This is a genomic window from Sphaerimonospora mesophila (assembly GCF_001417795.1).
In the GTDB taxonomy this organism is placed as follows: domain Bacteria; phylum Actinomycetota; class Actinomycetes; order Streptosporangiales; family Streptosporangiaceae; genus Sphaerimonospora; species Sphaerimonospora mesophila.
In genome coordinates this window covers 358,124-380,477 of sequence record NZ_BCBX01000035.1, presented here as the reverse complement: position 1 = coordinate 380,477, position 22,354 = coordinate 358,124, and the positions used below count along the sequence as shown (strand labels likewise).

Genomic DNA, 22,354 nt, shown 5'->3' with positions numbered 1-22,354 from the left:
CCACGGACAGCAGCCGCCGAGCACGCCCTCGGCGACCACCAAACTATGCCGGAGGTTGGTCCCCCCGCTCGACCTCGACCGATGCGGCCCGAGCCTGGCCGAGCTCCGCCCGACCGGGCGGAGCGGCATCGGAAGGCGTCTCGTTCGATGCCGCCGGGCCGTCACCCTCCTGGGGATCGAACGGGAAGTTCCGGCGCGACCGCCGCCGCAGGATGCGCAGCACGACCGCGGCCAGCATGATCACCAGCGCGCCGCCCACGATGACGACGGCGATGCCGGTGTAGTCGGTGGCACGCACGGTCACGTGCACGGCCTTGCCGTACTTGCCGCCCTCCGCCGTCAGGACCTGGACGGAGATGGTCGCCTCGCCGCCACCGCCCTTCGGCACGGTCACCGGCACGTTCACGAGCTGGGTACGGTCGCTCAGCACGGTGATGGGGTCGGTCTCGTACGCGCCGTCGGGAATGGCCAGCCGAGCCTCGTCGTCGGAGGTGACGCGGATCTTGATGGTGATGTCCCTGTCGAGGTTGTTCGCCACGCTGACCGGCACCTGGCCGTCGGTGCCCGCGACGGCTCTGGGGGTGTCGATCACCGACACCTTGCGCAGCCGATCGTTGATCGCCCCCTCCACCTGCTTGGCGAAGGCGTGCGCCCGCTTGCGGTCGTTCCGCCAGGCCGCCGAGGTCAGCCGCAGGATGGCCTCGTGGAAGAGCTGGTTGTGCTTGGTGGTGACCGTGGACACCGCGTCGGCTTCCTGCCCGAGCCTGCGCACCGTGCCCAGATAGGCGCGGCGCAGCTCGGCCTGCCTGTCCTGGTCCGTGTAGCTGAAATCGGAGCGGGCCGCCCGGGTCGGTTTCACCGAGTCGAGCGAGGTCATCCGCAGCCAGGGCGCGTCGGCGACCGCCTCCATCAGGGAGGACACGAACGCGGGATCGGGGTTCCAGACCCGATCCTCGGGGGCGGCCACGATCGTCCGGATCGGCTGCGTCCGCTGCTCAGCGGTCTGCCCGGTCTGCCCGGTCTGACCCGCCTGACCCGTCTGGCCGGTCTGTTCGAATGCGATCATGGCGGTCTCGCCGATGAACCGCTGCCGGGCCAGCATCGCGTTTCCTGGGGCGGAGACGTCGCTGCTGAGGATCTCGCTCAGCGTGGGGTCGGCGAGCAGCGCGGTCACCGGGGTCTCGGCCACGGTGTCGACCCGCAGCGCGGCGTCGGTCGTGGCCGAGGGGACATTCGACGGTGCCGTCTGGGTCGTGCCGGTCTGTGTGGTGCCGCTGTCGTCCGGGAGCGCCGGCAGGAACGCGTTGCCCGACAGCAGGACCGACTTCACCCCGGACATCGCGAGTTCGTCGAGCGTGTCGCGATCGATCCGTCCGCCGACGGGCCAGGTCGTGGAGGTCGGGACCTCCCGGCCGAGCAGCTCAGACGCCGCGCTCGCCCCCCGCTGCACCGCCGCGACCGCGGGGGCGTCGAGGCGGTTGTGCACCAGCGCCGCCAGGTCCGGATCGCCGAACGGCATGGCCAGCACGGGCTTTCCGGAAAGGGCGGCGCGCAGATCGGAGAGCCACTTGCCGGCCGCGGGGTCGGCGGCCGAGCGACGGGCTCCGTCGCCCTTCTTGATCATGTACGGCCCGGCCGACGTCGTCTTCACATCCTGCAGCAGGGCGGGATCGACGAACCAGGTCACGGTCTCGTGCGTCGTCTGGACCAGCTTGAGCAGGTTGGCCAGGCGCCCGGAGGAGATCGACCCGCGCAGGTCGTCGTCCATGAACGTGCTGTCGTCTGCCCGGTGCGGCCGGTCGACGATCGGCATGGCGAGGGCGAGTCTGACCCTCGAGAGCTGCTCGGTGTCGGCGGGCACGTAGGGCAGGACCGTCCGGTCGATCGCGATCCGCTGGCCGGTCACGGCGTCGAGCACCTCGATGGCCAGGGGATAGACCCCGGCGCGGAACATGCCGAGTTCCCGAGGTGTGACGCTGAACTCGAAGGGCAGCTTCCCCGACTCGTCGAGCCGGGTCACCTGGATCATCGTCCGATAGCTCGTCGTGAGGTAGCCCTGGTCGCCCAGGAAGCTCGCCAACTCGGCCCGGGTCCCGAAGGGCCTGCTCGGGGAGTAGTGGATCCGGACCCGTACGGACGACTGCGGCGTCCCGGTCACGGTGCCGGAGACCGCGATGGGCGTGGCGGCCTCCCGTTGGATCTCCGGCGTGATCTGCTCGACGACGAGGGGATCCGCCTGGGCCGGGGCGGCCGCGACGGCCGCGTGGGGGCTCGCCGCGGCAGCCGAACCGGCCATGCCCGCGGGGGCGAGCAGGGCGGTCAGCAGGGTCAGCAGCGCGGCCTTACGGATCATGCGCGGGCCGGCGATGAGGAACGGCGCACGTCCAGAATGCTATGGCCTATGCCGTCCGCATAGGACTGGCCCGTCTCGTGAGACCCTGCCGACGCGGTGTTTCCAGGTCCACCCGCTTGCCGGATATGAGGTTGAAAAGGTGGAGTGCCCGGATCCGTAGTGCGGTACGGCGTTCGCCCGTCGGGGTGTGTGCGAACTCGTCCGGGTCGAGCCGGTCGACCACCCGCTGGTCGACCAGGACCGTGAGGTCGTCGGGGAGCAGCAGCGGGCAGACCAGCCGGTCGGGGTAGTCGGTCACCGAATTCACCACGAACGACGAGGCGGGCCGCACGTCGTGGGCGTGCAGGACGGTGCCGACGGCCTGCGCCGTGGGGTGGGCGGCCACGCTGCCGACCACGGCCACGGGATCGATCCGGCCTCGGGTGGGCACCTCGAACACGGAAACGCGAACACATGTCTCAGGAGTCGCGCCGAGCATCTCGGGGAGGTCGTCGGCGCATGTCAATGGCCGCGGAAGACGTACGATCTCATGGTGGATCTGGCGGGCGAGGAGCCGACGGTGAATCGCGAGAGCGTCCTTCATCTCGTGTGCTCCTTGTGTCGTCCAGCGCTCCCGAACCGACCAGGTGCTCTCTAGGTGTGCGTCTCCCCTGGGTGACGCCGAAGGGCACTCGGGGGAGAACCTGTCCCGTGACCGAAGGACCTACCCAGCCTTGTCCTCTTCAAATCTGACCGACAGCCAGCGGCGGGCCGTCAACGAGCTGTTCCGCCGGCTCGCCCCGGTGGCCGACGAACTCGGCGAACTGTTCGCGGCGCGCGGGCACGAGCTGGCCCTGGTCGGCGGCTCCGTGCGTGACGTCTTCCTCGGCCGCATCGGAAACGATCTCGATCTGACGACGGACGCCCGTCCCGAGCAGGTGCTGGAGATCGTCAAAGACTGGGCCGATGCGGTGTGGACGATCGGCATCGATTTCGGCACCGTCGGCGTACGCAAGGGCGGCTGGCTGCTGGAGATCACCACATATCGCACCGAGTCGTACGATCCGGCGTCGCGCAAGCCCGATGTGGAGTACGGCGACACGCTCGACGGCGACCTCGCCCGGCGCGACTTCGCGGTCAACGCGATGGCGGTCAGGCTGCCGAGCCACGAGTTCGTGGACCCCTACGGCGGGCTGCCCGACCTCGCCGCGAAGGTGCTGCGCACACCGGCGCGGCCCGAGCAGTCCTTCGACGACGACCCGCTGCGGATGCTGCGGGCCGCCAGGTTCGCCGCGCAGCTCGGCTTCGGCGTGGACGCGGCGGTGGTCGAGGCGATGACCGCGATGGCCGGCCGGATCGAGATCGTCTCGGCGGAGCGCATCCGCGACGAGCTGGACAAGCTGCTGCTCGGGTCCCGGCCCAGGGCCGGGCTGGCGCTGCTCGTCGAGACCGGGCTGGCCGCCCATGTCCTGCCCGAGCTGCCGAAGCTCCGGCTGGAGATCGATGAGCACCACCGGCACAAGGACGTCTACGAGCACACGTTGATCGTGCTGGAGCAGGCCATCGACCTGGAGACCGGCGGCCCGGACCGGGTGCTGCGATGGGCCGCGCTGCTGCACGACATCGGCAAGCCGAAGACCCGGCGCAACGAACCGGGGGGCCGGGTCTCGTTCCACCACCACGAGATGGTGGGGGCGCAGATGGCGAAGAAGCGGCTGACCGAGTTGCGCTTCCCCAAGGACGTCGTGGCCGACGTGTCGCGGCTCGTGGAGCTGCACCTGCGCTTCCACGGGTACGGCACGGGGGAGTGGACCGACAGCGCGGTCCGGCGGTACGTCCGCGACGCGGGGCACCTGCTGGATCGGCTGCACAAGCTGACCCGGGCCGACTGCACGACACGCAACAAGCGCAAGGCGGCCGCGCTGTCGCGGACCTACGACCAGCTGGAGGAGCGCATCGCCCGGCTGGCCGAGGAGGAGGAACTCGCCAAGATCCGCCCGGAGCTGGACGGCAACGAGATCCAGGAGATCCTCGGCCTGCCCCCGGGGCCCGTCATCGGCCGGGCGTACCGCCACATGCTGGAGATCCGCATGGACGAAGGCGTGATCGGCAAGGAGGCCGCGCGCGAGGCCCTGCTCAAGTGGGCCCGCGAAAACTTGCCGTGATCTTGTAGTTTCTCGCATGGTACGCCACTGACCAGGGCGGACACCTTTCGTGATCTTGCAGTTTCGCGCAGGTTGGGTGGCTGACCTGCCCCCTTATGCTTGGTGATCTTGCATTTGAGATGGAAGTGCGAGATCACTGAAGCGAACGCCCCACGTCAGGGCCGATGTGTGCGAGTTTCTGCAAGATCGCGAAATGGGAAATGCCTGGTCGGCGGGTGGATTTGCGAGAAATCGCAAGATCATGCCATGGGAGTGGTGGCGGCGGTGACCATGGCGTGGGTGATGGCCGCGATGTCGTCGGGGGTGCAGGCGTAGGGCGGCATCGTGTAGATCAGGCGGCCGAACGGCCGGAGCCAGACGCCGTGGCGCATCACGATGTCCTGAATTTTCGCGATATCGACGGGGTCGACCATCTCGATCACCCCGATCGCGCCGAGGACCCGGACGTCCCGCACCCCGGGATGTCCGGCCGCCGGCGCCAGCCCGTCGGCCAGCCCGGCCTCGATCCGCTTGACCTCCTCCCGCCAGGGACGCTCGGCCAGCAGGTCGAGCGAGGCGCCGGCGACCGCCGTGGCGAGCGGGTTGCCCATGAAGGTCGGCCCGTGCATCAGCACCCCGATGCCGTCGGCCACCCGTGCGGTGCACAACGTCGCGGCGAGCGTCAGATATCCACCGGTCAGCGCCTTTCCCAGGCACATGATGTCGGGCCTGATCCCGGCGTGGTCGCACCCGAACAGCTCGCCGGTGCGGCCGAAGCCGGTCGCGATCTCGTCGGCGATCAGCAGGATGCCGTGCTCGTCGGCCAGCTCGCGCAGCCGGCGCAGATAGGCCGGGTGATAGAAGCGCATGCCTCCCGCGCCCTGGACGATCGGCTCCACGATGATCGCCGCCAGCTCGTCCGCGTGCGCCCCGACCAGTGCGGCCAGCTCCGCCAGGTAGGCCTCCTCGTACCCGGCCGGCGGAACGGGTCCGAAGACATGGCTCGGCAGCACGCCGGAGAACAGATGGTGCATGCCGCTCACCGGGTCGCAGACCGACATCGCGCCGAACGTGTCGCCGTGATAGCCGCCCCTGACCGTGAACAGCCTGGTCCGGCCGGGACGGCCGGTGGCCGCCGCGTACTGCAGGGCCATCTTGATCGCGACCTCGACGGCCACCGAGCCGGAGTCGGCCAGGAAGACGCGGTCCAGCCCGGTCAGCTCGGTGAGCGTCCGCGCGAGCCGTACGGCCGGCTCGTGGGTGAGCCCGCCGAACATGACATGGGCCATGTCGTCGAGCTGGTCGCGGATCGCCTGGTTCAGCCTCGGGTGGCCGTACCCGTGGATGGCCGCCCACCACGACGACATGCCGTCGATCAGCTCCCGGCCGTCGGCGAGCGTGAGCCGTACGCCATGGGCGCCGCTGACCGCGTGCACCGGCACCCCGGACGGCACCGCCGCGTAGGGATGCCAGACGTGCTCGCGGTCGAGCCGCAGGATGTCCTCAGCTTTCACGGCACCACCCTAGAGAGTGGGATCAGACCCTGGTGATGCGGACGGCGTCGGCGATGACGTAGCCCGTGGTCGAGGTCCACCGGCTCACGCCCACCACCTTGTACGTCCCGGCCGCGAGTGTGAACGTGCCGAGCGAGCGCCACTGGCCGCCCGCCGTGCGCTGGTCCACGTTGACGACCCGGTTGCCGCCGTCGGCCGCCACGATGTACGGCGTGGCGCTGTTGTAGCCGGGATCGGCCGGATGGCGGACCTCGACCCGGTAGGTCCCCGCGTCGGGGATGGCTGCGGTGAACCAGGCCGGGTCGCTGGCGGACACCGGCGTGGCGAAGCGGTAGTCGGCGCCGTACCGCTGCCCGGAATAGGACGAGGTGCCCCAGGCCGAGCTCGCGGTGAACGACGGATCGGAGTTGTCGATCACGACGCTGAACGCGCCGGGGGAGTCCGTCACCGTCCTGCCCGCGCTCGGCGCGCTCTCCCGCCGCCACCGGTCGAGGGCGGCGACGTAGTAGGTGTGGGCGCCGGAGGCCCCGGCCGTGGTGTCCGTGAAGGTCGTCTTCCCGGTGGTCGCGAGCAGGTTGCGCGCGTCGGCGAAGAAGCACGGATCGGCCTCCTGCGGTGCGCCGGCCACCCGGTAGATCGCATACGAGGCCCCGGTGGCCTGCCACGACAGGGCGACGCCGGTCGAGGTCCTGGTGGCCGAGGTGATCGTGGGGGCGGCCGGCGCGCTTCCGGTTCCCCTGGCGGGCGGCAGCGCCGGCCTGGAGTAGTGGGCGGAGACGAGGGTGGAGATGCCGCCGATCCGGTCGGCCCTGACGTCCTTGGCGCTGAAGTACACGTCGCCGGCCACCTCGGGGTGCCGCCTGTTGTCGTAGAGGTGGTCGCTGAGCTCGGCGGGGTTCTGCCAGGCCGCGTCCTGGCCGCTCACGCCGACCCGGTAGGCGGCCTGCCCGACGACGAGGTGGACGCCGGTCCCCCGCACCACGTCGGACCACCACGCGGTGAGCACCTCGTAGGCGGCGGGGCCGTACCCGATGTGCCAGTAGATCTGCGGCGCGATGTAGTCGACCCAGCCCTGCTTCACCCACAGCCTGCTGTCGGCGTAGATGGCGTCGTAGGACTGCAGGCCCGAGGTGCGCGAGCCGAGGGGATCGGTGCCGGAGTTGCGCCAGATGCCGAACGGGCTGATGCCGAAGGCCACCCACGGCTTGGCCGTGTGGACGCGCCCGCCGAGCTCGCGTACGAGCCTGTTCACGTTGTCGCGCCGCCAGTCGCCGATGTCGGTGAAGCCTCCGCCGTACCGGCTGAACGTGGTCGCGTCGGGGATGGTCTCGCCGGTCACCGGATAGGGGTAGAAGTAGTCGTCGAGGTGGACGCCGTCGATGTCGTACCGGCTGACCGCGTCCATGATCGCGTCTTCGATGAAGGTGCGGACTTCCGGAATGCCGGGGTTGTAGTAGAGCTTGCCGTCGTAGGCGAAGCGCCAGTCGGGATGCACGCGTGCCGGGTGCGTGGACGTCAGCCTGGACGGGTCGGCGTGGTTGGCGATGCGGTAGGGATTGAACCACGCGTGCAGTTCGAGGTTGCGCGCGTGCGCCTCGGCGACCATGAACGCCAGGGGGTCGTAGCCGGGGTCGCGGCCCTGGGTGCCGGTGAGCCACTGCGACCAGGGTTCGTACGGCGAGTGCCAGAAGGCGTCGGCCGTCGGCCTGACCTGGATCATCACGGCGTTCATGCGCCTGCTCACGGCCAGGTCGAGCCAGGCCCGCAGCTCGGCCTGCTGCGCTGAGACGCTCAGGCCGGTACGGCTCGGCCAGTCGATGTTGGCCACCGTGGAGATCCACATGGCGCGCAGCTGCCGTTTGGGGGTCGCGGGATCGGTGGTGCACGCCGCCACCATGGCCGGGGCGCCGAGCGAGGTGCCGAGCGAGGTGTCGAGCTCTGTGGCGGCCGAGGTGGCGGCGGGGACGACGAGACCGACGATCGTCAGGGCGAGTGCCAGGAGGATGCGCAGGGGGGTACGCGAGAGCGTTCGCGGGGCCGCGGTCATGAAAGGAAGTTTCAATCTCTTCCCGCGTTAGTGCAATAGTCTTCACGCGATCCTGGGGGCCCAAATCTGAAACGGCGCGCCTCCGCGCGAGTGCCCGCCGGACTCACCCCGATCCGACGGCCGACCGACGGCAGACGGCAGACGGCAGACGGCAGACGGCAGACGGCAGACGGCAGACGGCAGACGGCAGACGGCGACCGAAGGAGAAAAGTTTCTTCTGACATCACTTGTAAGTCAATTATCGACATCGGATCAGAGGTGACATATGGTGCAGCCGACATCCCCCCACAGCAGGAGTTCCAGATGGCCCTCCCTGTCCCCCGATTAACCTCCCTGGTCGCAGCCGCCATCACCGCCATCGTCGTCCTCGCAGGTCAACCCGCTGCCACGGCCTCCACATCGACCGAGACCCCGCTGACGACGGCGTTCGACCGGGCCGCCGCGGCGCACGACGTGCCACGCGACCTGCTGATCGCCGTCGGCTACGCCGAGACCCACCTGGACGACCACGGGGGCGAGCCGAGCGCGAGCGGCGGCTACGGCGTCATGCACCTGGTCAGCAACCCCACCACCCACGTGCTGGAGAAGGCGGCCGAGCTGACCGGGCTGCCGGTCGAGAAGCTGCGCACCGACACCGAGGCCAACATCATGGGCGGCGCGGCCGTGCTGCGCGCCCACGCCGACCAGCTCGGCCTCGACGAGGCGGCCAGGAAGGACGCCGGCCGCTGGTACGAGGCCGTCGCCAGGTACGGCAATGCCACCACGCCCGAGGTCGCCCGCCTCTACGCCGACGGCGTCTACGAGCAACTCGGGCTCGGTCTGAGCGCCCGCGGCGTGACGGTCAGGCCGCAGGAGATCACCGCCGAGCGCGGCCGCTTCGCCGGGGTCCGCGACCTGAACGCCAGGGCGAACACGCAGGCGGACGTACAGGTGGCGCCGCTCAGCGCGGACTACCCGCCGGCGGCGTGGGTCGCCGCCAGTTCGAGCAACTACACGGCCTCGAGCCGCCCGTCGAGCTACGCCATCGACCGCGTCATCATCCACGTGACCCAGGGTTCGTACGCCGGCACGATCTCCTGGTTCCAGAACCCCAGCGCCCAGGTCTCCGCGCACTACGTGGTCAAGTCGTCCAACGGCGACATCACGCAGATGGTCCGGGAGAAGGACATCGCCTGGCACGCCGGCAACTGGACCTACAACACCCGCTCCGTCGGCATCGAGCACGAGGGCTACGTCAGCGACGCCTCCTGGTTCACCGACGCCATGTACCGCGCCTCGGCGGCCCTGACCAGGGCGATCTGCGACAAGTACGGCATCCCGAAGGATCGCGCGCACATCATCGGCCACAACGAGGTGCCCGGGGCCACGCACACCGACCCCGGCACGCACTGGAACTGGACCACGTACATGAACTACGTGACCGGCGGCGGCACCCCGTCGTGGTCGGCCACGGTCGACAACTCGAGCGCCCAGTTCAAGGCGAGCTCCAACTGGGGCACCTCGGCGTACTCCGGGCAGCGCTACGGCGCCGACTACCGCTTCGCCACGCCCGTGTCCGCCAGCGACCCGGCCTGGTACGGCGTGAGCGTTCCCAGTGCGGGGACCTACCGCGTCGAGGTGTGGTACCCGTCCGATCCCGGCTACAACTCCTCGGCGCCCTACATCGTGGCGACGTCGAGTGGTAACAAGACCGTTTACGTCGACCAACGCTCCGGCGGCGGCACGTGGCGCAGCATCGGCACGTTCTCGCTGAACGCGGGCACGTACAACGCCGTCGGCGTCAGCCGCTGGACCGCCGGCACGGGGTACGTCATCGCCGACGCCGTCCGCGTCTCGCGGGTCTGACCAGACGAACGTACGGCTCGCGCCCGGCGCTCCGCCGGCGCGAGCCGTACCGGCACGTTCGGGCAGACGCGCCCATGGACGTCAGTCGGCGACGACGGCGGGTGCGCGGGTGGCGGCCGAGGGAAGGATCAGCCGGTACGCCAGGGCGCCCAGGAGATAGGCCGTGCTGATCACCGAGAGGGCCAGGAAGGACCTGCCGTCGGGCGGCAGCATCGTGGCGGCCAGCGCGGCGCCCAGGACCGTCGAGGCGTTGAACAGCATGTCGTAGATGGAGAAGGTCCGGCCGAGGAAATGGTCGTCGACCTCCCGCTGCACCACGGTGTCGGCGCAGATCTTCACGCTCTGCCCGGCGACGCCCAGCAGCAGGCCGGCGACGACGAACCCCCACTCGCGGAAGGTCGCGCACAGCAGGATCTCCAGCACGCCGGAGACGGCGAGCATGACCGGGATCCACGTCTCGATCCGGAACCGCTCGGTCGCCCATGGCGTGATGAGCACCGCGAGGAAGATGCCGACGCCCGTCGCGGCCCCGACCAGCGTGATCCCCTTGAGCGCGGCGTCCACGTCGGTCGTGAAGTAGTAGCGGTACAGCATGACCACCATGGCCAGCGACATCCCGAACAGCAGCCGGTGGGTGGCCATGCCGCTGAGAGCGGCCGCCGCCCGGCGGCGCCCGCCGAGATGCGCGGCGCCCTCCACCAGGCCGCGCAGCACGATCCGTACGGCTTCGCCGGCCGGGGGACGATCCGGGTCGTACGGCGGCCCGAGCAGGGAACGCTCCATCGTCGTGGCGATGATCGCGCTCAGCCCGAAGGACAGGCCGGAGATCGCGAGCAGTGTCGCGGTGCCTCCGTGTCCCGAGCCGAAGACCAGGCGGAGCACGAAGGCCGCGCCCATGCCCACGGCGGTGAGGACCGTACCCGACGTGGGCGTGATGGCGTTGGCCAGGACGAGCCGGTCCCGCGGCACGACATGGGGCAGCGACGCCCCGAGCGCGGAGAGGAAGAACCGGTTGACGGCGAGCACGGCGAGCGCGGCCCCGTAGAAGACCGCGTCCGGCACGTCCAGGGCCACCAGACCTGCCGTCACCAGCAGCAGCGTCCCGCGCACGAGCGGCGCGACGACGAGGATCTGCCGCCGCGACCAGCGGTCGATCAGGACCCCGACGAAGGGGCCGAACACGCTGTACGGCAGGAGCAGCACGGCCATGGCCACCGCCACCTCGGCGGCCGTGGCCTGCTTCTCCGGAGTGAAGAACGCGTAGCCCGCCACAGCGAACTGGAAGATCCCGTCTGAGAACTGCGACACGAGACGGGTGCCGAAAAGCCGGCGGAAGTCCCGGCCCTCCAGGAGGACGCGCAGGTCGGAGACGAAGGACACGCACACAGCCTACGCGGGCGATCAGGAGACGGATATCCGGATCATCCCTGACAGATCCCTGAGTCGGCAGCGTGAGAAACGGCCCGCTTACCCATCCGCCTGGGTTCTGGTGACATGGTCACGTAGTCTCGGAGCGTGACCACCGATGAACATGTCGTGCTCCTCGACGATGTCGGCAACCCGATCGGCACCGCTTCCAAGTGGACGATCCACGGCGCCGAGACTCCGCTTCACCTCGCGTTCTCCAGCTACGTCTTCGACTCCGGTGGACAGGTGCTGCTGACCCGGCGGGCCGGGCACAAGCTCACCTGGCCGGACCAGTGGACCAACAGCTGCTGCGGGCATCCGCTGCCGGGTGAACCGGCCACGTCCGCGGTGCGGCGCAGGCTCGACTACGAGTTGGGGCTGCGGGCGGACTCCGTCGACCTGCTGCTGCCGCGCTTCGCGTACCGGGCCGTGATGGACAACGGGATCGTGGAGAACGAGATGTGTCCCGTCTTCCGTGTCATCGTCTCCACGGATGCCACGCCCAACCCGGAGGAGGTCGGCGCGGTCCGCTGGCTGCCCTGGAAGCAGTACGTCGACCAGGTCATGAGTGGCGAGATGCCCATCTCTCCGTGGGCCAGGGAGCAGGTGCCGCAGCTCGTCTCGCTCGGGCCGGACCCGCTGGCCTGGCCGGTGGCCGATCCGGCCGACCTGCCGCCGGCCGCCCGACCGTGACGGCGGGCTCGCCGTACGGATCCCTTGAACGTCCGTACAGCACAGAAACGCCCCGGCTCGGGCTGAGCCGGGGCACCGTATCGACCTAACGCTCGGTCTCGCCGCGGATGAACTTCTCGACCGCCTCGCGGGCGTCGTCGTCGGAGTACTGCTCCGGCGGCGACTTCATGAAGTAGGACGAGGGCGACAGCAGCGGCCCGCCGATCCCCCGGTCGAGGGCGATCTTGGCGGCGCGCACCGCGTCGATGATGATGCCGGCGGAGTTGGGCGAGTCCCAGACCTCCAGCTTGTACTCCAGGTTCAGCGGCGTGTCACCGAAGGAGCGGCCCTCCAGGCGGACGTAGGCCCACTTGCGGTCGTCCAGCCACGGCACGTGGTCCGACGGGCCGATGTGCACATCGGCCTTGGCCATCTCGTGCGGGATCTGGGAGGTGACCGACTGCGTCTTGGAGATCTTCTTCGACTGCAGGCGGGTCCGCTCCAGCATGTTCATGAAGTCCATGTTGCCGCCGAAGTTGAGCTGGTAGGTGCGCAGCAGCTCGACCCCGCGGTCCTCGAACAGCTTGGCCATCACCCGGTGCGTGATGGTCGCGCCGACCTGCGACTTGATGTCGTCGCCCACGATCGGCACGCCGGCCTCGGTGAACTTGGCCGCCCACTGCGGGTCGGAGGCGATGAAGACGGGCAGCGCGTTGACGAACGCCACCTTCGCGTCGATCGCGCACTGGGCGTAGAACCGGTCGGCCTCCTCGGACCCGACCGGCAGGTAGGAGACCAGGACGTCGACCCGGGCGTCCTTGAGCGCCTGGACGACGTCCACGGGCTGTTCGTCGGACTCCTCGATGATCTCCCGGTAGTACTCGCCCAGCCCGTCGAAGGTGGGCCCGCGCTGCACGGTGACGCCGAGCGGCGGCACGTCGCAAATCTTGATCGTGTTGTTCTCGGAGGCGACGATCGCCTCGGACAGATCCCGGCCGACCTTCTTGGCGTCAACGTCGAAGGCGGCGACGAACTCCACGTCACCGACGTGGTAGTCACCGAAGCGCACGTGCATCAGGCCCGGCACTCGGCTGTCCGGATCCGCGTCCTTGTAGTAATGGACACCCTGCACCAGCGATGCGGCGCAGTTTCCCACGCCCACGATGGCTACGCGCACCGAACCCATGGCACTCGCTCCTTTACCTATTCATCAGCCTCGGGCGAGTCCGCCCTCTGATCTCTTTCCTGTACGGCTCGCCCCGGAGCCGCCGCCCAAGGGGGCGTCTCGCCGGCTTCGCTCGCCTCGTCGGTTTCGGCCGGCCCGGCCGACGTGGCGGATCCCGTCGATTCCGCCGCCGCCGCCGGCAGTGCCGTACTGCTCCGCCGTTCCGAGTCGATGAGCTCGTTGAGCCAGCGGACCTCCCGCTCGACCGACTCCAGCCCGTGGCGCTGCAGCTCAAGGGTGTAGCGGTCGAGCCGCTCCCTTGTGCGGGCCAGAGCCGTACGGACACGCTCGAGTCGTTCCTCCAGGCGGCTGCGGCGACCTTCGAGAATGCGCAGCCGGACCTCCGCCTCGGCGTGGCGGAAGAAGGCGAAGTGGATGCCGAAGCTCTCGTCCTCCCAGGCGGACGGACCCGCCTGGGTGAGCAGCTCGTGCAGCCGCTCCTTGCCCTCCGCGGTCAGCTTGTAGACGATCTTCGACCGGCGGCCGAGGACCGTGTCCTCCTGAGGCTCCTCCTCCGCGATGAGGCCGTCGCCCAGTAGACCGCGCAGACACGGGTACAGGGAGCCGTAGGAGAACGCACGGAACATCCCGAGCAGAGTGTTGAGCCGTTTGCGCAGTTCATACCCGTGCAGCGGGGTTTCGTGCAGCGATCCCAGGACGGCGAGCTCGAGAAGAGCGCTTCGAGACCCGGAGCCCGTCACTGGAACCACCCCCTATGTCCGACTGATGTATCGAGCCGATACATCGGCAGAATACGTCGGCGCGGTATAGAGCGCAACGTGTCAACGATTGGGCAAGCTTTAGCAAATCGCCGTAATCTGGCCACTTGTGGGGTATCAGTGGCCGACCGGGCAAGCCGGGCGGGATGGGCCGGTGGGGCTCGCCGAAACCGGCGACCTGACGGCCGATCCCGTCGAACCCCACCGCGGCCACGACCACGACCACAGTCGTCTGCCCGTGTCGTCCCGCTTGCAACGTGAGCAATGTCACACCGACTTATCGGGGCGAATCACCGCAGCTGGCCGGCCAGGTCATCGCCGTCACGGCCCGCGTCCCGGGTGCCGGGAAGTACGGCGAATCCCAGGTCCCCATGCCGGAGGTCTGCCATGGTTGTTACGGAACCACCTGGCGGTCTCGTTCGTCCTCTCCGGCAGCCGATCCCCGGGCTCCTCACTGCAGGGCGATCCACCTTCAGGAGGAACCTCCCCCGGCCCTCGGCCGACGTCGACGAATTCCCTTGAGACCTAACGAGGACGCGTGACTAACAGCAGCTATGGACCGGAGCCGACCGGCCGTCCCGAGGATCCCTCGGGCCCCGGCGGATCGCCCCGCCCTGGGCGCCGCCGTCGCACGCCCCGGGAATCCGGCGAGTACGGAGAACCCTCCCCGGGACGTGGCCGAGACCCTCTGCCCTCCCACCCTCAGCAGCCGCCACACCCTCAGGCGGCCGGGCAGCCGACCGCCCGCCACCCCCGCCCCGCTGTGAATCCGCAGGGCCCGCCCCGGCCCCAGGCCGCGCCCCCGCAGACCGGGCAGCGTGCCGTACGGCCCGGCCCGCCGCCCCGGCAGGCGCCCGGCGGCCGTCGCATGGACGCGGCATTCGAGGACACGGCCGCCATGAACGCGGTCCCGCCGCCACCGAGAGGCCAGCCGGGCCCGCAGGGCCCGGGACGGCGGCCCGGCCCCGATGGCGAGCACGGCAGGCCGGGGAACGGGAACGGTCCGGCCGGTCCCGGTGGTCCACGTCGTCGCGGTGTCGCTGCTGGTCCCGGTGAGTTCGGCGGCGATGAGCAGACCCGGATCTCCCGGGAAGGACCGGTGGGGATGCCTCCCGGCGGTCCCAGGCGGGAAGTGGGTGCGCAGGAGACCGAGATCATGTCGTCCGGCGGGCGGCGGCGCAGGCCCGCCCCCGGGCGTGGCGGCCGGGGTGGTCCCGGCGGTCCGAACGGCCCCGGCGGACCGGGCGGGCGTGGTCCCGGCGGTCCCGGTGGTCCCGAGGACTTCGACGATGACGACGGGCCGCGCCGGGCCGGCTGGAAACGCTTCATCCCGAGCTGGAAGATCGTGCTGGCGAGCTGTGCCGTGCTCACCGCAGGCGTGTTCGGCATGATCATGGTCGGCTACATGAACACCGAGCTGCCCTCCGAGCGGGACGCGCAGGAGAGCGCGACGGCCCAGGGCAGCGTCTTCTACTACCGGGACGGCTCGGCGATCGCCCGGCTCGGCACCGCACGGATCAGGATCTCGCTCGACCAGGTGCCCGAGCACGTGCGGGATGCGGTGATCACCGCGGAGAACCGCAGCTTCTATGAGGACTCCGGCATCGACCTGAGCGCCATCGGCCGGTCGGTGTGGATGACGGTCACCGGCCAGCAGACCCAGGGTGCCTCCACCATCACCCAGCAGATGGCCCGCAACTATTTCGACACGCTGAGCCGGGACGTGACGATCAAGCGGAAGGTCACGGAGATCTTCATCTCGGTGAAGCTCGACAAGGAGTGGCCCAAGGACAAGGTCCTCGAGTACTACCTGAACACGGTGCCCTTCGGTCGCAACACCTACGGCATCGAGGCCGCCGCGCGGGAGTTCTTCGGAAAGAAGACCAAGGACCTGACCCCGGCTCAGGGGGCCTATCTGGCGGGTCGTATCCAGCAGCCCGGCAACTTCGACCTCGCGGAGGGCAAGAAGAACTTCGCTCCCACGCAGGAACGGTTCAACTACGTCATCAAGGGCATGGCCGAGATGACCGGCAAGGACGGCAAGCCCAAATATCCGGACATCACCAAGGCCAAGTTCCCCAAGCCCAGACCGAAGCAGGTGTCTCAGGCCTTCGGCGGTCTCAAGGGCTACATGCTCCAAGTCGCTCTTCGCGAACTGCAGGCTCGGGGCATTGAACGCGACGACATCGAAAGTGGCGGCTACAAGATCTACACCACGTTCGACAAGAGGCTCATGAAGGAGGCCCAGAAGGCCGTCAAGGGCGTCACGTCGAACATGTCCCGGGAATACCACACGGGTCTTGCGTCGGTGGACCCGAAGACCGGTCAGGTCCACGCGTTCTACGGCGGGGATGACTACACGAAGGACTTCTTGAACGAGCCGTTCGATGCCAGGAAACAGGCGGCGTCGGCGTTCAAGCCCTATGTTCTGGCGGCCTGGCTGGAGGCGGGCTACAGCCTCAACAGCCTGGTTCCCGGCAGCAAGACGGTGCCTGAGAAGCTCCCGGGCACCACGCCCATCACCAACGGCCACTCGGTCCCCCCGGCGATCGATGTCATCTATGCCACCGCTCACTCGATCAACACGGCCTACGCCTCGATGGCGTTCGCGCTACCGGGTCAGCTGGACGACCTGCGAGCCCTCGCCGAAGCCGCGGGCATCAGCAAGAAGGCCCTCGAAGACGACAAGAACGGTGTCAACGGTGAGGACGGCCACGGCTACCAGCTCGCGATCGGCAGCGTCGGTGTCACGCCCGTCGAACAGGCCGCCGGCTACTCGATCTTCGCCAACCAGGGCAAGCACATCGACTACCACGTGATCAGAGAAGTCAAGCAGGGCAAGACGGTCGTCCTCACGGAGAAGAAGGACGTCAAACAGGTCATCTCACCGGACGCCGCTGCTGATGCGACCGTCGCGCTGGAGGCGGTGATCAAGGGGGGTACGGCGTCGAGCACAGGCCAGATCGGCCGACCCGCGGCTGGTAAGACCGGAACCAACAACGATGAGAAGGAGGCGTGGTTCGTCGGCTTCACCCCGCAACTGATCACAGCGGTGGGCATGTACCGGGAGCAGTGTCTTACTAAGAGCGGCAAGGTCGTACAGCCCCTTTCCAACGGGACGTGTCCAGAGACTCCCAACAACAAGCCCAGTAAGAAGTACAACGCCGAGAACCCTTACTCCCGAGCTCACGAGAGGTCGCTGGGGTTCGAGGGTGCGGGCCCGCCGACCACCATTTGGCGCAATTTCATGATGGCGGCTCATGAGGGCAAGCCGGTCGAGCAGTTCCCGCCGAAGGCGGGGATCGGCATGCCGGAGAACATCGCGCCGAGCCCGTCGCCGTCGCCGAGCCCCACGCAGAACGAGGAGGCTCCGCCGATCTTCCCGGACGATGAGCTGCCGTTCGAACCCGACGACATCGACTGCCCGCCCGGCGACCTGTCGTGCAGCGACGACGGCGGCCTCGACCTGCAGAGCGGCCCGGGCGAGTCCGGAGGCGACGACCAACCGCTCGACAACGGCGCCCCCGCCTCGCTCCCGGTCACGACCCCGTCCACGGCGGACAACCGGAGACTCGGCACGCGGTAAGCCGCCACGCCGCCGAACGCCGAGGGGGCCCACGGAAAACGCGCCGTGGGCCCCTTCATATTTCCCGTCGAAGGGACATGCCTTCAACGATCGTTGACGGCGAAGGTCGCCAAGTGACGGTCATTGATGGTGCAATACCGACCATGACGACCCGGACCTCGCCCCCCTCCGGCCCGCTGCCCGGACTCGCCGCGCGGGCGGTGCCGTACCTGCCTCTCGGGCTTCTCGCAGGGCTCGGCGCCGTGCTCGCGTACCTGTGGAAGTGGCCCTGCCGGTTCGGCGGCGTCTGGAACGGCGGAGCCGGGCAGTTCACCCATTACTGCTACACGGACATCTATCCGCTGTTCTGGGCAGAGCACCTCAACGAGGGAAAGATCCCCTACGTCGACTATCCGGTGGAATATCCGGTCGGCATCGGGGCGATCATGGAGTTCGCTCGGCGGCTCGCCGGCGGCGACGGGGTGCGGTTCTACGACGTGACCGTGCTGCTCATGGGCCTCTCGCTGGTCGCAGGGGTGCTGCTCATGGCGGCGCTGGCCGGGTCGGTACGCCCCTGGGACGTCCTTTGGTACGCCGTCAGTCCGGCCGTCATCCTCACCGCGTACATCAACTGGGACCTGGCGGCCGGTGCGCTTGCGCTCGGCGGCCTGCTGGCCTGGGCCAGGCGGCGCCACTATCTCGCCGGAGTGCTGCTGGCGCTGGCGGTGGCGACGAAGTTCTATCCGCTGATGTTCTTCGGCGCATTGTTCCTGCTCACGGTCCGTACGGCGAAGTGGCAGCCGTTCGTGAAAACGGTGGTGGCGGCCGCGGCCACGTGGTCGCTGGTGAACGTCCCGGTCATGTTGATCAACTTCGAGGGCTGGAAGAGGTTCTACTCCTTCAGCAGCGAGCGCGGCGCCGACTGGGGCGGTCTGTGGTTCTTCTTCCAGACCAAGCAGTGGGGGGTCCTCGCCGACGCCGAGAAGCTGAACACGATGGCCATGGCCGCGCTGGCCGTACTGCTGCTGGGGGTGGCCGTGCTCGCCGTGGCCGCGCCGCGCCGTCCGCGCCTGGCCCAGCTGTGCTTCCTCGCGCTCGCCGCCTTCATGATCACGAACAAGGTGTGGTCGCCGCAGTATGTGCTGTGGCTGGTGCCGTTCGCCGTGCTGGCCAGGCCGAAGTGGGGGGCGCTGGCCGCCTGGCAGATCGCCGAGTGCTGGTACTTCTTCTCGATCTGGCTCTACCTCACCGGGCGGATGCCCGAGTTCGCCGACCAGGGCATCGGCGACACGCCGTACTTCCTCGCGGTGTGGGCGAGGGCGATCACCATCGTCGTGCTGATGGCGCTCGTGGTGCGGGACATCCTCAGGCCGGAGCGCGACGCCGTACGGAAGTCCGACGCGGACGACCCGTCCGGCGGCGTGTTCGACGGCGCGGAAGACCGGTTCACCCTGTGCTCCCTGAGGCGGACCACGGCGCCCGCCGATATGAATCTTTCACCGGATTCCCGGTAGCCTGAGGGAAATCCCCGCCGCGGCGGGAACGGGACGCCGGGGGCGAGATCGCTGGTGCGAAACGGGCTTTCACGCGGGCTTTCAGAGGGATGGTCGAGGGGCCGGTCACGCGGGATTCCGTGGTCGGTGCTGGGCGTGTGGGCGCTCACCCGGACGGTGCTGTTCCTCGCCGCGACGCAGGTCATCCCGGTCGGCCACGAGACGTCGTTCGCCAACGACGTCAGGCTCTACCATGACTGGTCGCGGGTCCTGCTGGGCGGGGAGTTCCCGGCGGGGGATGAGAAGTGGCAGTACCCGCCGTTCGCCGCGCTGCCGATGCTCGCCCCCCACCTGCTCCCGTTCGGTTACCGGATCGGCTTCCATCTGCTCGCCATCCTGTGCGACCTGGGCATCCTGCTGCTGGTGTGGCGGTTCTCCGTACGCCACGGGAGCAAGAGGACGGGTCTTTGGGCCTGGACCGTCGGGGCCGCGCTGCTCGGACCGCTGCTGATCTCCAGATATGACCTGATGGTCACGCTCGTCGCGGTCATGGCGCTGACGGCGTCGGCGGATCCGGCCGTACGAGGCGCTTTGATCGGGGTCGGGCTCATCATCAAGGCGTGGCCGGTCGCGCTGCTCGCCGGGCTGCGGCGCTGGCGGGAGCTGCTGACCGCATCCGGGGCGACGCTCGCGATCTCTGTGGCGGGGTGCGGCGTCGCCGTGCTGGCGATGCCGCACGCGCTCGACTTCCTGACCGCGCAGCAGGAGCGCGGGCTGCAGGTCGAGTCGCTGGCGGCGACGCCGTTCGCGCTGGCCCGGGCGCTGGGCTGGTGGGACGGTTTCACCACCTATCAGCACGGCGCGATGGAGCTCGTGGGGCGGGGCGTCGAGACGGCGGAGCGGGTGAGCCTGGTCGCGACCCCGGTGGCGCTGGCGCTGCTCGCGGTGTGGTGGCTGCGGGCGGCCCCGACCGCCAGGACGTTCTACGACGCGGCGCTGACGGCCGTACTGTTCCTCGTGCTGACCAGCAGGGTCCTGTCGCCGCAGTACCTCGTCTGGGTGATCGGGATCGCAGCGGTCGTGCTGGCGGTGCCGACGGGGCGGCAGGGGGCGAGCCAGCGGCCGACCGCCTGGCTCGTGCTGGCCGCGGCGCTGCTCACGGGGATCATGTATCCCTGGGTGGAGGAGGACTACAGCTGGCACGGCAACCTGCCGGGGACCCTCGTGCTGGTCGCCCGCAATCTGGTGCTCCTCGCCGCGGCGATCGTGTCGTTCATCCAGCTGTGGCGCGGCACCCGCCGGCCCAGGGCGGCTGTCACCGAGCGGGAGATGGCCGAACCCTTACCCACTCCGTGAGCCCCGCAATCCACGAACTTTATCCACACCCTGTGGACAAGACCCCCCACCTCCCACCCCACCACACCCCCAGTCGTGATCTTGCGATTGCTCGCGCGCGAGTCCGGGACCGGGCACTTCTCGTTTCTGATCTTGTAGTTTCTCGCAGGCATGCCTGCTGATCAGCGAAAACATCGTTGGTGATCTTGTACTGGCCACCGCAAGATCAGCGACCATATAGACCCGGGTCGGACGGTACGTCTGCAAGAAACTGCAAGATCACGGAATTGATTCTCGCAGGTCAGGGGTGAGACCTGCGAGAAACTGCAAGATCACGCGCGGGGGCGGGGGCGGGGGCGGGGGCGGGTCAGAGGTTCTTGCGGAGGAAGGCGATGTCGTCGGCCTGGCCCTCGAACGGCGTCTCGACCACGATCGGTGCCTCGGCCGCCCGGCAGACCTCGAGGATGTGCTCGGGGTCGATCTGGCCGGCCCCGATGTTGGCGTGACGGTCGGCGCCGGAGTCGAAGGCGTCCCTGGAGTCGTTGCAGTGGATGAGGTCGATCCGCCCGGTGATCGCCTTCACCCGGTCGACCAGCCCGATGAGATCCTCGCCGCCCGCGTGGAAGTGGCAGGTGTCGAGGCAGAAGCCGACGACCGAGGGGTCGGAGGCCCCCGACGTCGCCGCGTCCCAGAGCCGGGCGATGCGGTCGAGCTTGCGCGCCATGGCGTTGCCGCCGCCCGCCGTGTTCTCGATCAGCACGGGGATCTCGCACTCGATGCGCTCGAAGACCTTGCGCCAGTTGTCGAATCCGACCTGCGGATCGTCGCCCGCGTTGACGTGCCCGCCGTGGACGATCAGCCCCTTCGCGCCGATGGAGGCGGCGGCCTTCAGGTGGCCGTCGAGAAGCTTGCGGCTGGGGATCCTGATCCGGTTGTTGGCCGTCGCGACGTTGATCACGTACGGCGCGTGGATGTAGACGTCCACGTCCGAGTCGCGCAGCGCGGCGGCGGAGGCCGGGACGACCGGGCCCTTCCACCCCTGCGGGTCGCCGAGGAAGAACTGCACGACGTCGGCGTTCCTGGCGGCCGCGTGGGCCAGCGGGTCGTCGGAGTCGACATGGGCGCCGATGCGCTGTGATCGCTGTGACGTCGTCACTTCTTCCCCGTTCATATTGGAGGTTCGCCTGCGGGTGTCCGACCGGTGGCGCTCGACCGAAGGTATCGAAGGTGTTGGACTCGTGGTTCTCGACTGGAGGCGCGCCGCTGCCCTGACCGGTCCGCCGGATCGGATTCCCTTCGGACGCCGGGCGGTCTCGCGAACGTTTCACTAAGGCACATGAGGGCAGTCGCCTGCTCACCCGCTCCGTGCCGGCGGATACGCCGATGATACTAAGGAGACGAGCGTGAGATATCGGCTGAGCAGCTTTCTGTTACTCATCTACCTCGTGGTCGGCGTCTACGTCGCGTGGGTCCATCACTACCTCACTCCGACCCTGCTCAAGCAGGTCGCACAGGCCCTGCTGGCGATCTTCCTGTGGTTCCTGATCCTTCTCGGCGTGGATCTGCACGTCGGCGGCTGACGGGTCGTCGGCGGCTGACGGGCCCGGCGGTCCCGTTCCCGAGTCAGATGCCCGGAACGAAACCGCCGTGCGCGATCCCCAGTGCCATCCCCACGAACGACATCACGATGCCCGCGATGATGAGGCATCGCTGGGCCGTGGTCACCGAGATGTACTGCGCGTAGAAGCCGCCCCAGAACCCGATCACGCCCGCCCAGGACGCGAAGACGTGGCTGTCCACGATGAATCCGGTGACGAAGGCCGCGATGCCCAGGATGAGCGTGGCGACCGCCAGGAAGTTCGTCAGCGGATGCCGCGCGCCGTCCGTGTTGAGAGTCAAACGCGGGTACGGCCGCCGGGCAGGGCGGGTGACCTGTCTCATTTGAGACACCCCCTCTTACCTTTCGGTACGGCTCACCTACCAGTGTGGGCGCAGGACGGCGTACGGCCAAGGGGCTGGTAGCCTTGACCGACTGCGCGTGGTATGGGCGACGGGA

At 69.0% G+C, this 22,354-nt stretch carries 16 protein-coding genes; 7 read left to right on the top strand and 9 right to left on the bottom strand.

Annotated features, from left to right (window positions below):
- Positions 1–43 precede the first annotated feature (43 nt).
- Complete coding sequence (locus tag AP234_RS15530; RefSeq protein ID WP_055480353.1) at positions 44–2,353, bottom strand: DUF6049 family protein; 2,310 nt, start codon at positions 2,351–2,353, stop codon at positions 44–46.
- A gap of 46 nt (positions 2,354–2,399) precedes the next feature.
- Positions 2,400–2,936, bottom strand: coding sequence for an aminoacyl-tRNA deacylase (locus tag AP234_RS15525; RefSeq protein WP_055480352.1), 537 nt, complete (start codon positions 2,934–2,936; stop codon positions 2,400–2,402).
- A gap of 130 nt (positions 2,937–3,066) precedes the next feature.
- On the opposite strand from AP234_RS15525, the gene AP234_RS15520 reads away from it, so the two are divergent.
- On the top strand, positions 3,067–4,497 hold the full coding sequence (locus tag AP234_RS15520) for a CCA tRNA nucleotidyltransferase (protein WP_055480351.1): 1,431 nt from the start codon (positions 3,067–3,069) through the stop codon (positions 4,495–4,497).
- A gap of 239 nt (positions 4,498–4,736) precedes the next feature.
- On the opposite strand, the gene AP234_RS15515 is transcribed toward AP234_RS15520, so the two are convergent.
- Together AP234_RS15515 and AP234_RS15510 are read right to left on the bottom strand one after the other, a co-directional pair.
- On the bottom strand, positions 4,737–5,990 hold the full coding sequence (locus tag AP234_RS15515; RefSeq protein ID WP_055480350.1) for an adenosylmethionine--8-amino-7-oxononanoate transaminase: 1,254 nt from the start codon (positions 5,988–5,990) through the stop codon (positions 4,737–4,739).
- A 22-nt stretch (positions 5,991–6,012) separates the two neighbouring features.
- Complete coding sequence (locus AP234_RS15510) at positions 6,013–8,037, bottom strand: family 10 glycosylhydrolase (protein ID WP_055480349.1); 2,025 nt, start codon at positions 8,035–8,037, stop codon at positions 6,013–6,015.
- A 303-nt stretch (positions 8,038–8,340) separates the two neighbouring features.
- On the opposite strand from AP234_RS15510, the gene AP234_RS15505 reads away from it, so the two are divergent.
- The gene (locus AP234_RS15505) at positions 8,341–9,882 is read left to right on the top strand and encodes an N-acetylmuramoyl-L-alanine amidase (protein ID WP_055480348.1); all 1,542 of its coding nucleotides are present in this window, start codon (positions 8,341–8,343) and stop codon (positions 9,880–9,882) included.
- An 81-nt stretch (positions 9,883–9,963) separates the two neighbouring features.
- On the opposite strand, the gene AP234_RS15500 is transcribed toward AP234_RS15505, so the two are convergent.
- Complete coding sequence (locus AP234_RS15500; RefSeq protein WP_055480447.1) at positions 9,964–11,262, bottom strand: MFS transporter; 1,299 nt, start codon at positions 11,260–11,262, stop codon at positions 9,964–9,966.
- A 135-nt stretch (positions 11,263–11,397) separates the two neighbouring features.
- Between AP234_RS15500 and idi the strand changes: the two genes are divergently transcribed.
- On the top strand, positions 11,398–11,982 hold the full coding sequence (gene idi, locus AP234_RS15495) for an isopentenyl-diphosphate Delta-isomerase (RefSeq protein WP_055480347.1): 585 nt from the start codon (positions 11,398–11,400) through the stop codon (positions 11,980–11,982).
- 85 nt (positions 11,983–12,067) lie between these two features.
- On the opposite strand, the gene AP234_RS15490 is transcribed toward idi, so the two are convergent.
- Together AP234_RS15490 and AP234_RS15485 are read right to left on the bottom strand one after the other, a co-directional pair.
- Positions 12,068–13,147, bottom strand: a complete 1,080-nt coding sequence (locus AP234_RS15490) for an inositol-3-phosphate synthase (protein WP_055480346.1) — start codon at positions 13,145–13,147, stop codon at positions 12,068–12,070.
- Between the two features lie 17 nt (positions 13,148–13,164).
- The gene (locus tag AP234_RS15485; protein WP_200926528.1) at positions 13,165–13,887 is read right to left on the bottom strand and encodes a PadR family transcriptional regulator; all 723 of its coding nucleotides are present in this window, start codon (positions 13,885–13,887) and stop codon (positions 13,165–13,167) included.
- Positions 13,888–14,668: 781 nt separating this feature from the next.
- Here AP234_RS15485 and AP234_RS15480 point away from each other — a divergent pair.
- The 3 genes from AP234_RS15480 to AP234_RS15470 all read left to right on the top strand — a co-directional run bounded on the left by AP234_RS15480 (position 14,669) and on the right by AP234_RS15470 (position 20,319).
- Positions 14,669–17,491 carry a transglycosylase domain-containing protein gene (locus AP234_RS15480; RefSeq protein ID WP_152990426.1) on the top strand — a complete coding sequence of 941 codons (2,823 nt, stop codon included), beginning with the start codon at positions 14,669–14,671 and terminating at the stop codon, positions 17,489–17,491.
- 143 nt (positions 17,492–17,634) lie between these two features.
- Positions 17,635–18,984, top strand: a complete 1,350-nt coding sequence (locus AP234_RS15475) for a glycosyltransferase 87 family protein (protein WP_055480344.1) — start codon at positions 17,635–17,637, stop codon at positions 18,982–18,984.
- A 126-nt stretch (positions 18,985–19,110) separates the two neighbouring features.
- Entirely contained in the window at positions 19,111–20,319 is a 1,209-nt protein-coding gene (locus AP234_RS15470; RefSeq protein WP_055480343.1) for a glycosyltransferase 87 family protein, read from the top strand.
- Positions 20,320–20,665: 346 nt separating this feature from the next.
- Here AP234_RS15470 and AP234_RS15465 read toward each other — a convergent pair whose 3' ends face one another.
- Complete coding sequence (locus AP234_RS15465) at positions 20,666–21,454, bottom strand: deoxyribonuclease IV (protein ID WP_235558187.1); 789 nt, start codon at positions 21,452–21,454, stop codon at positions 20,666–20,668.
- A 247-nt stretch (positions 21,455–21,701) separates the two neighbouring features.
- On the opposite strand from AP234_RS15465, the gene AP234_RS37660 reads away from it, so the two are divergent.
- Positions 21,702–21,878, top strand: a complete 177-nt coding sequence (locus AP234_RS37660; protein ID WP_162842202.1) for a hypothetical protein — start codon at positions 21,702–21,704, stop codon at positions 21,876–21,878.
- A gap of 43 nt (positions 21,879–21,921) precedes the next feature.
- Here the strand turns inward: AP234_RS37660 and AP234_RS15460 are convergent, their stop codons facing one another.
- Positions 21,922–22,239 (bottom strand): hypothetical protein, encoded by a 318-nt coding sequence (locus AP234_RS15460; RefSeq protein ID WP_055480341.1) that lies wholly within the window; start codon positions 22,237–22,239, stop codon positions 21,922–21,924.
- Positions 22,240–22,354: the final 115 nt, after the last annotated feature.

Coding starts and splice junctions, on each gene's coding strand:
- AP234_RS15530 (WP_055480353.1), bottom strand. CDS start 2,353: ATGATCCGTAAGGCCGCGCTGCTGACCCTGCTGACCGCCCTGCTCGCC.
- AP234_RS15525 (WP_055480352.1), bottom strand. CDS start 2,936: ATGAAGGACGCTCTCGCGATTCACCGTCGGCTCCTCGCCCGCCAGATC.
- AP234_RS15510 (WP_055480349.1), bottom strand. CDS start 8,037: ATGACCGCGGCCCCGCGAACGCTCTCGCGTACCCCCCTGCGCATCCTC.
- AP234_RS15505 (WP_055480348.1), top strand. CDS start 8,341: ATGGCCCTCCCTGTCCCCCGATTAACCTCCCTGGTCGCAGCCGCCATC.
- AP234_RS15490 (WP_055480346.1), bottom strand. CDS start 13,147: ATGGGTTCGGTGCGCGTAGCCATCGTGGGCGTGGGAAACTGCGCCGCA.
- AP234_RS15475 (WP_055480344.1), top strand. CDS start 17,635: ATGACGACCCGGACCTCGCCCCCCTCCGGCCCGCTGCCCGGACTCGCC.
- AP234_RS15460 (WP_055480341.1), bottom strand. CDS start 22,239: ATGAGACAGGTCACCCGCCCTGCCCGGCGGCCGTACCCGCGTTTGACT.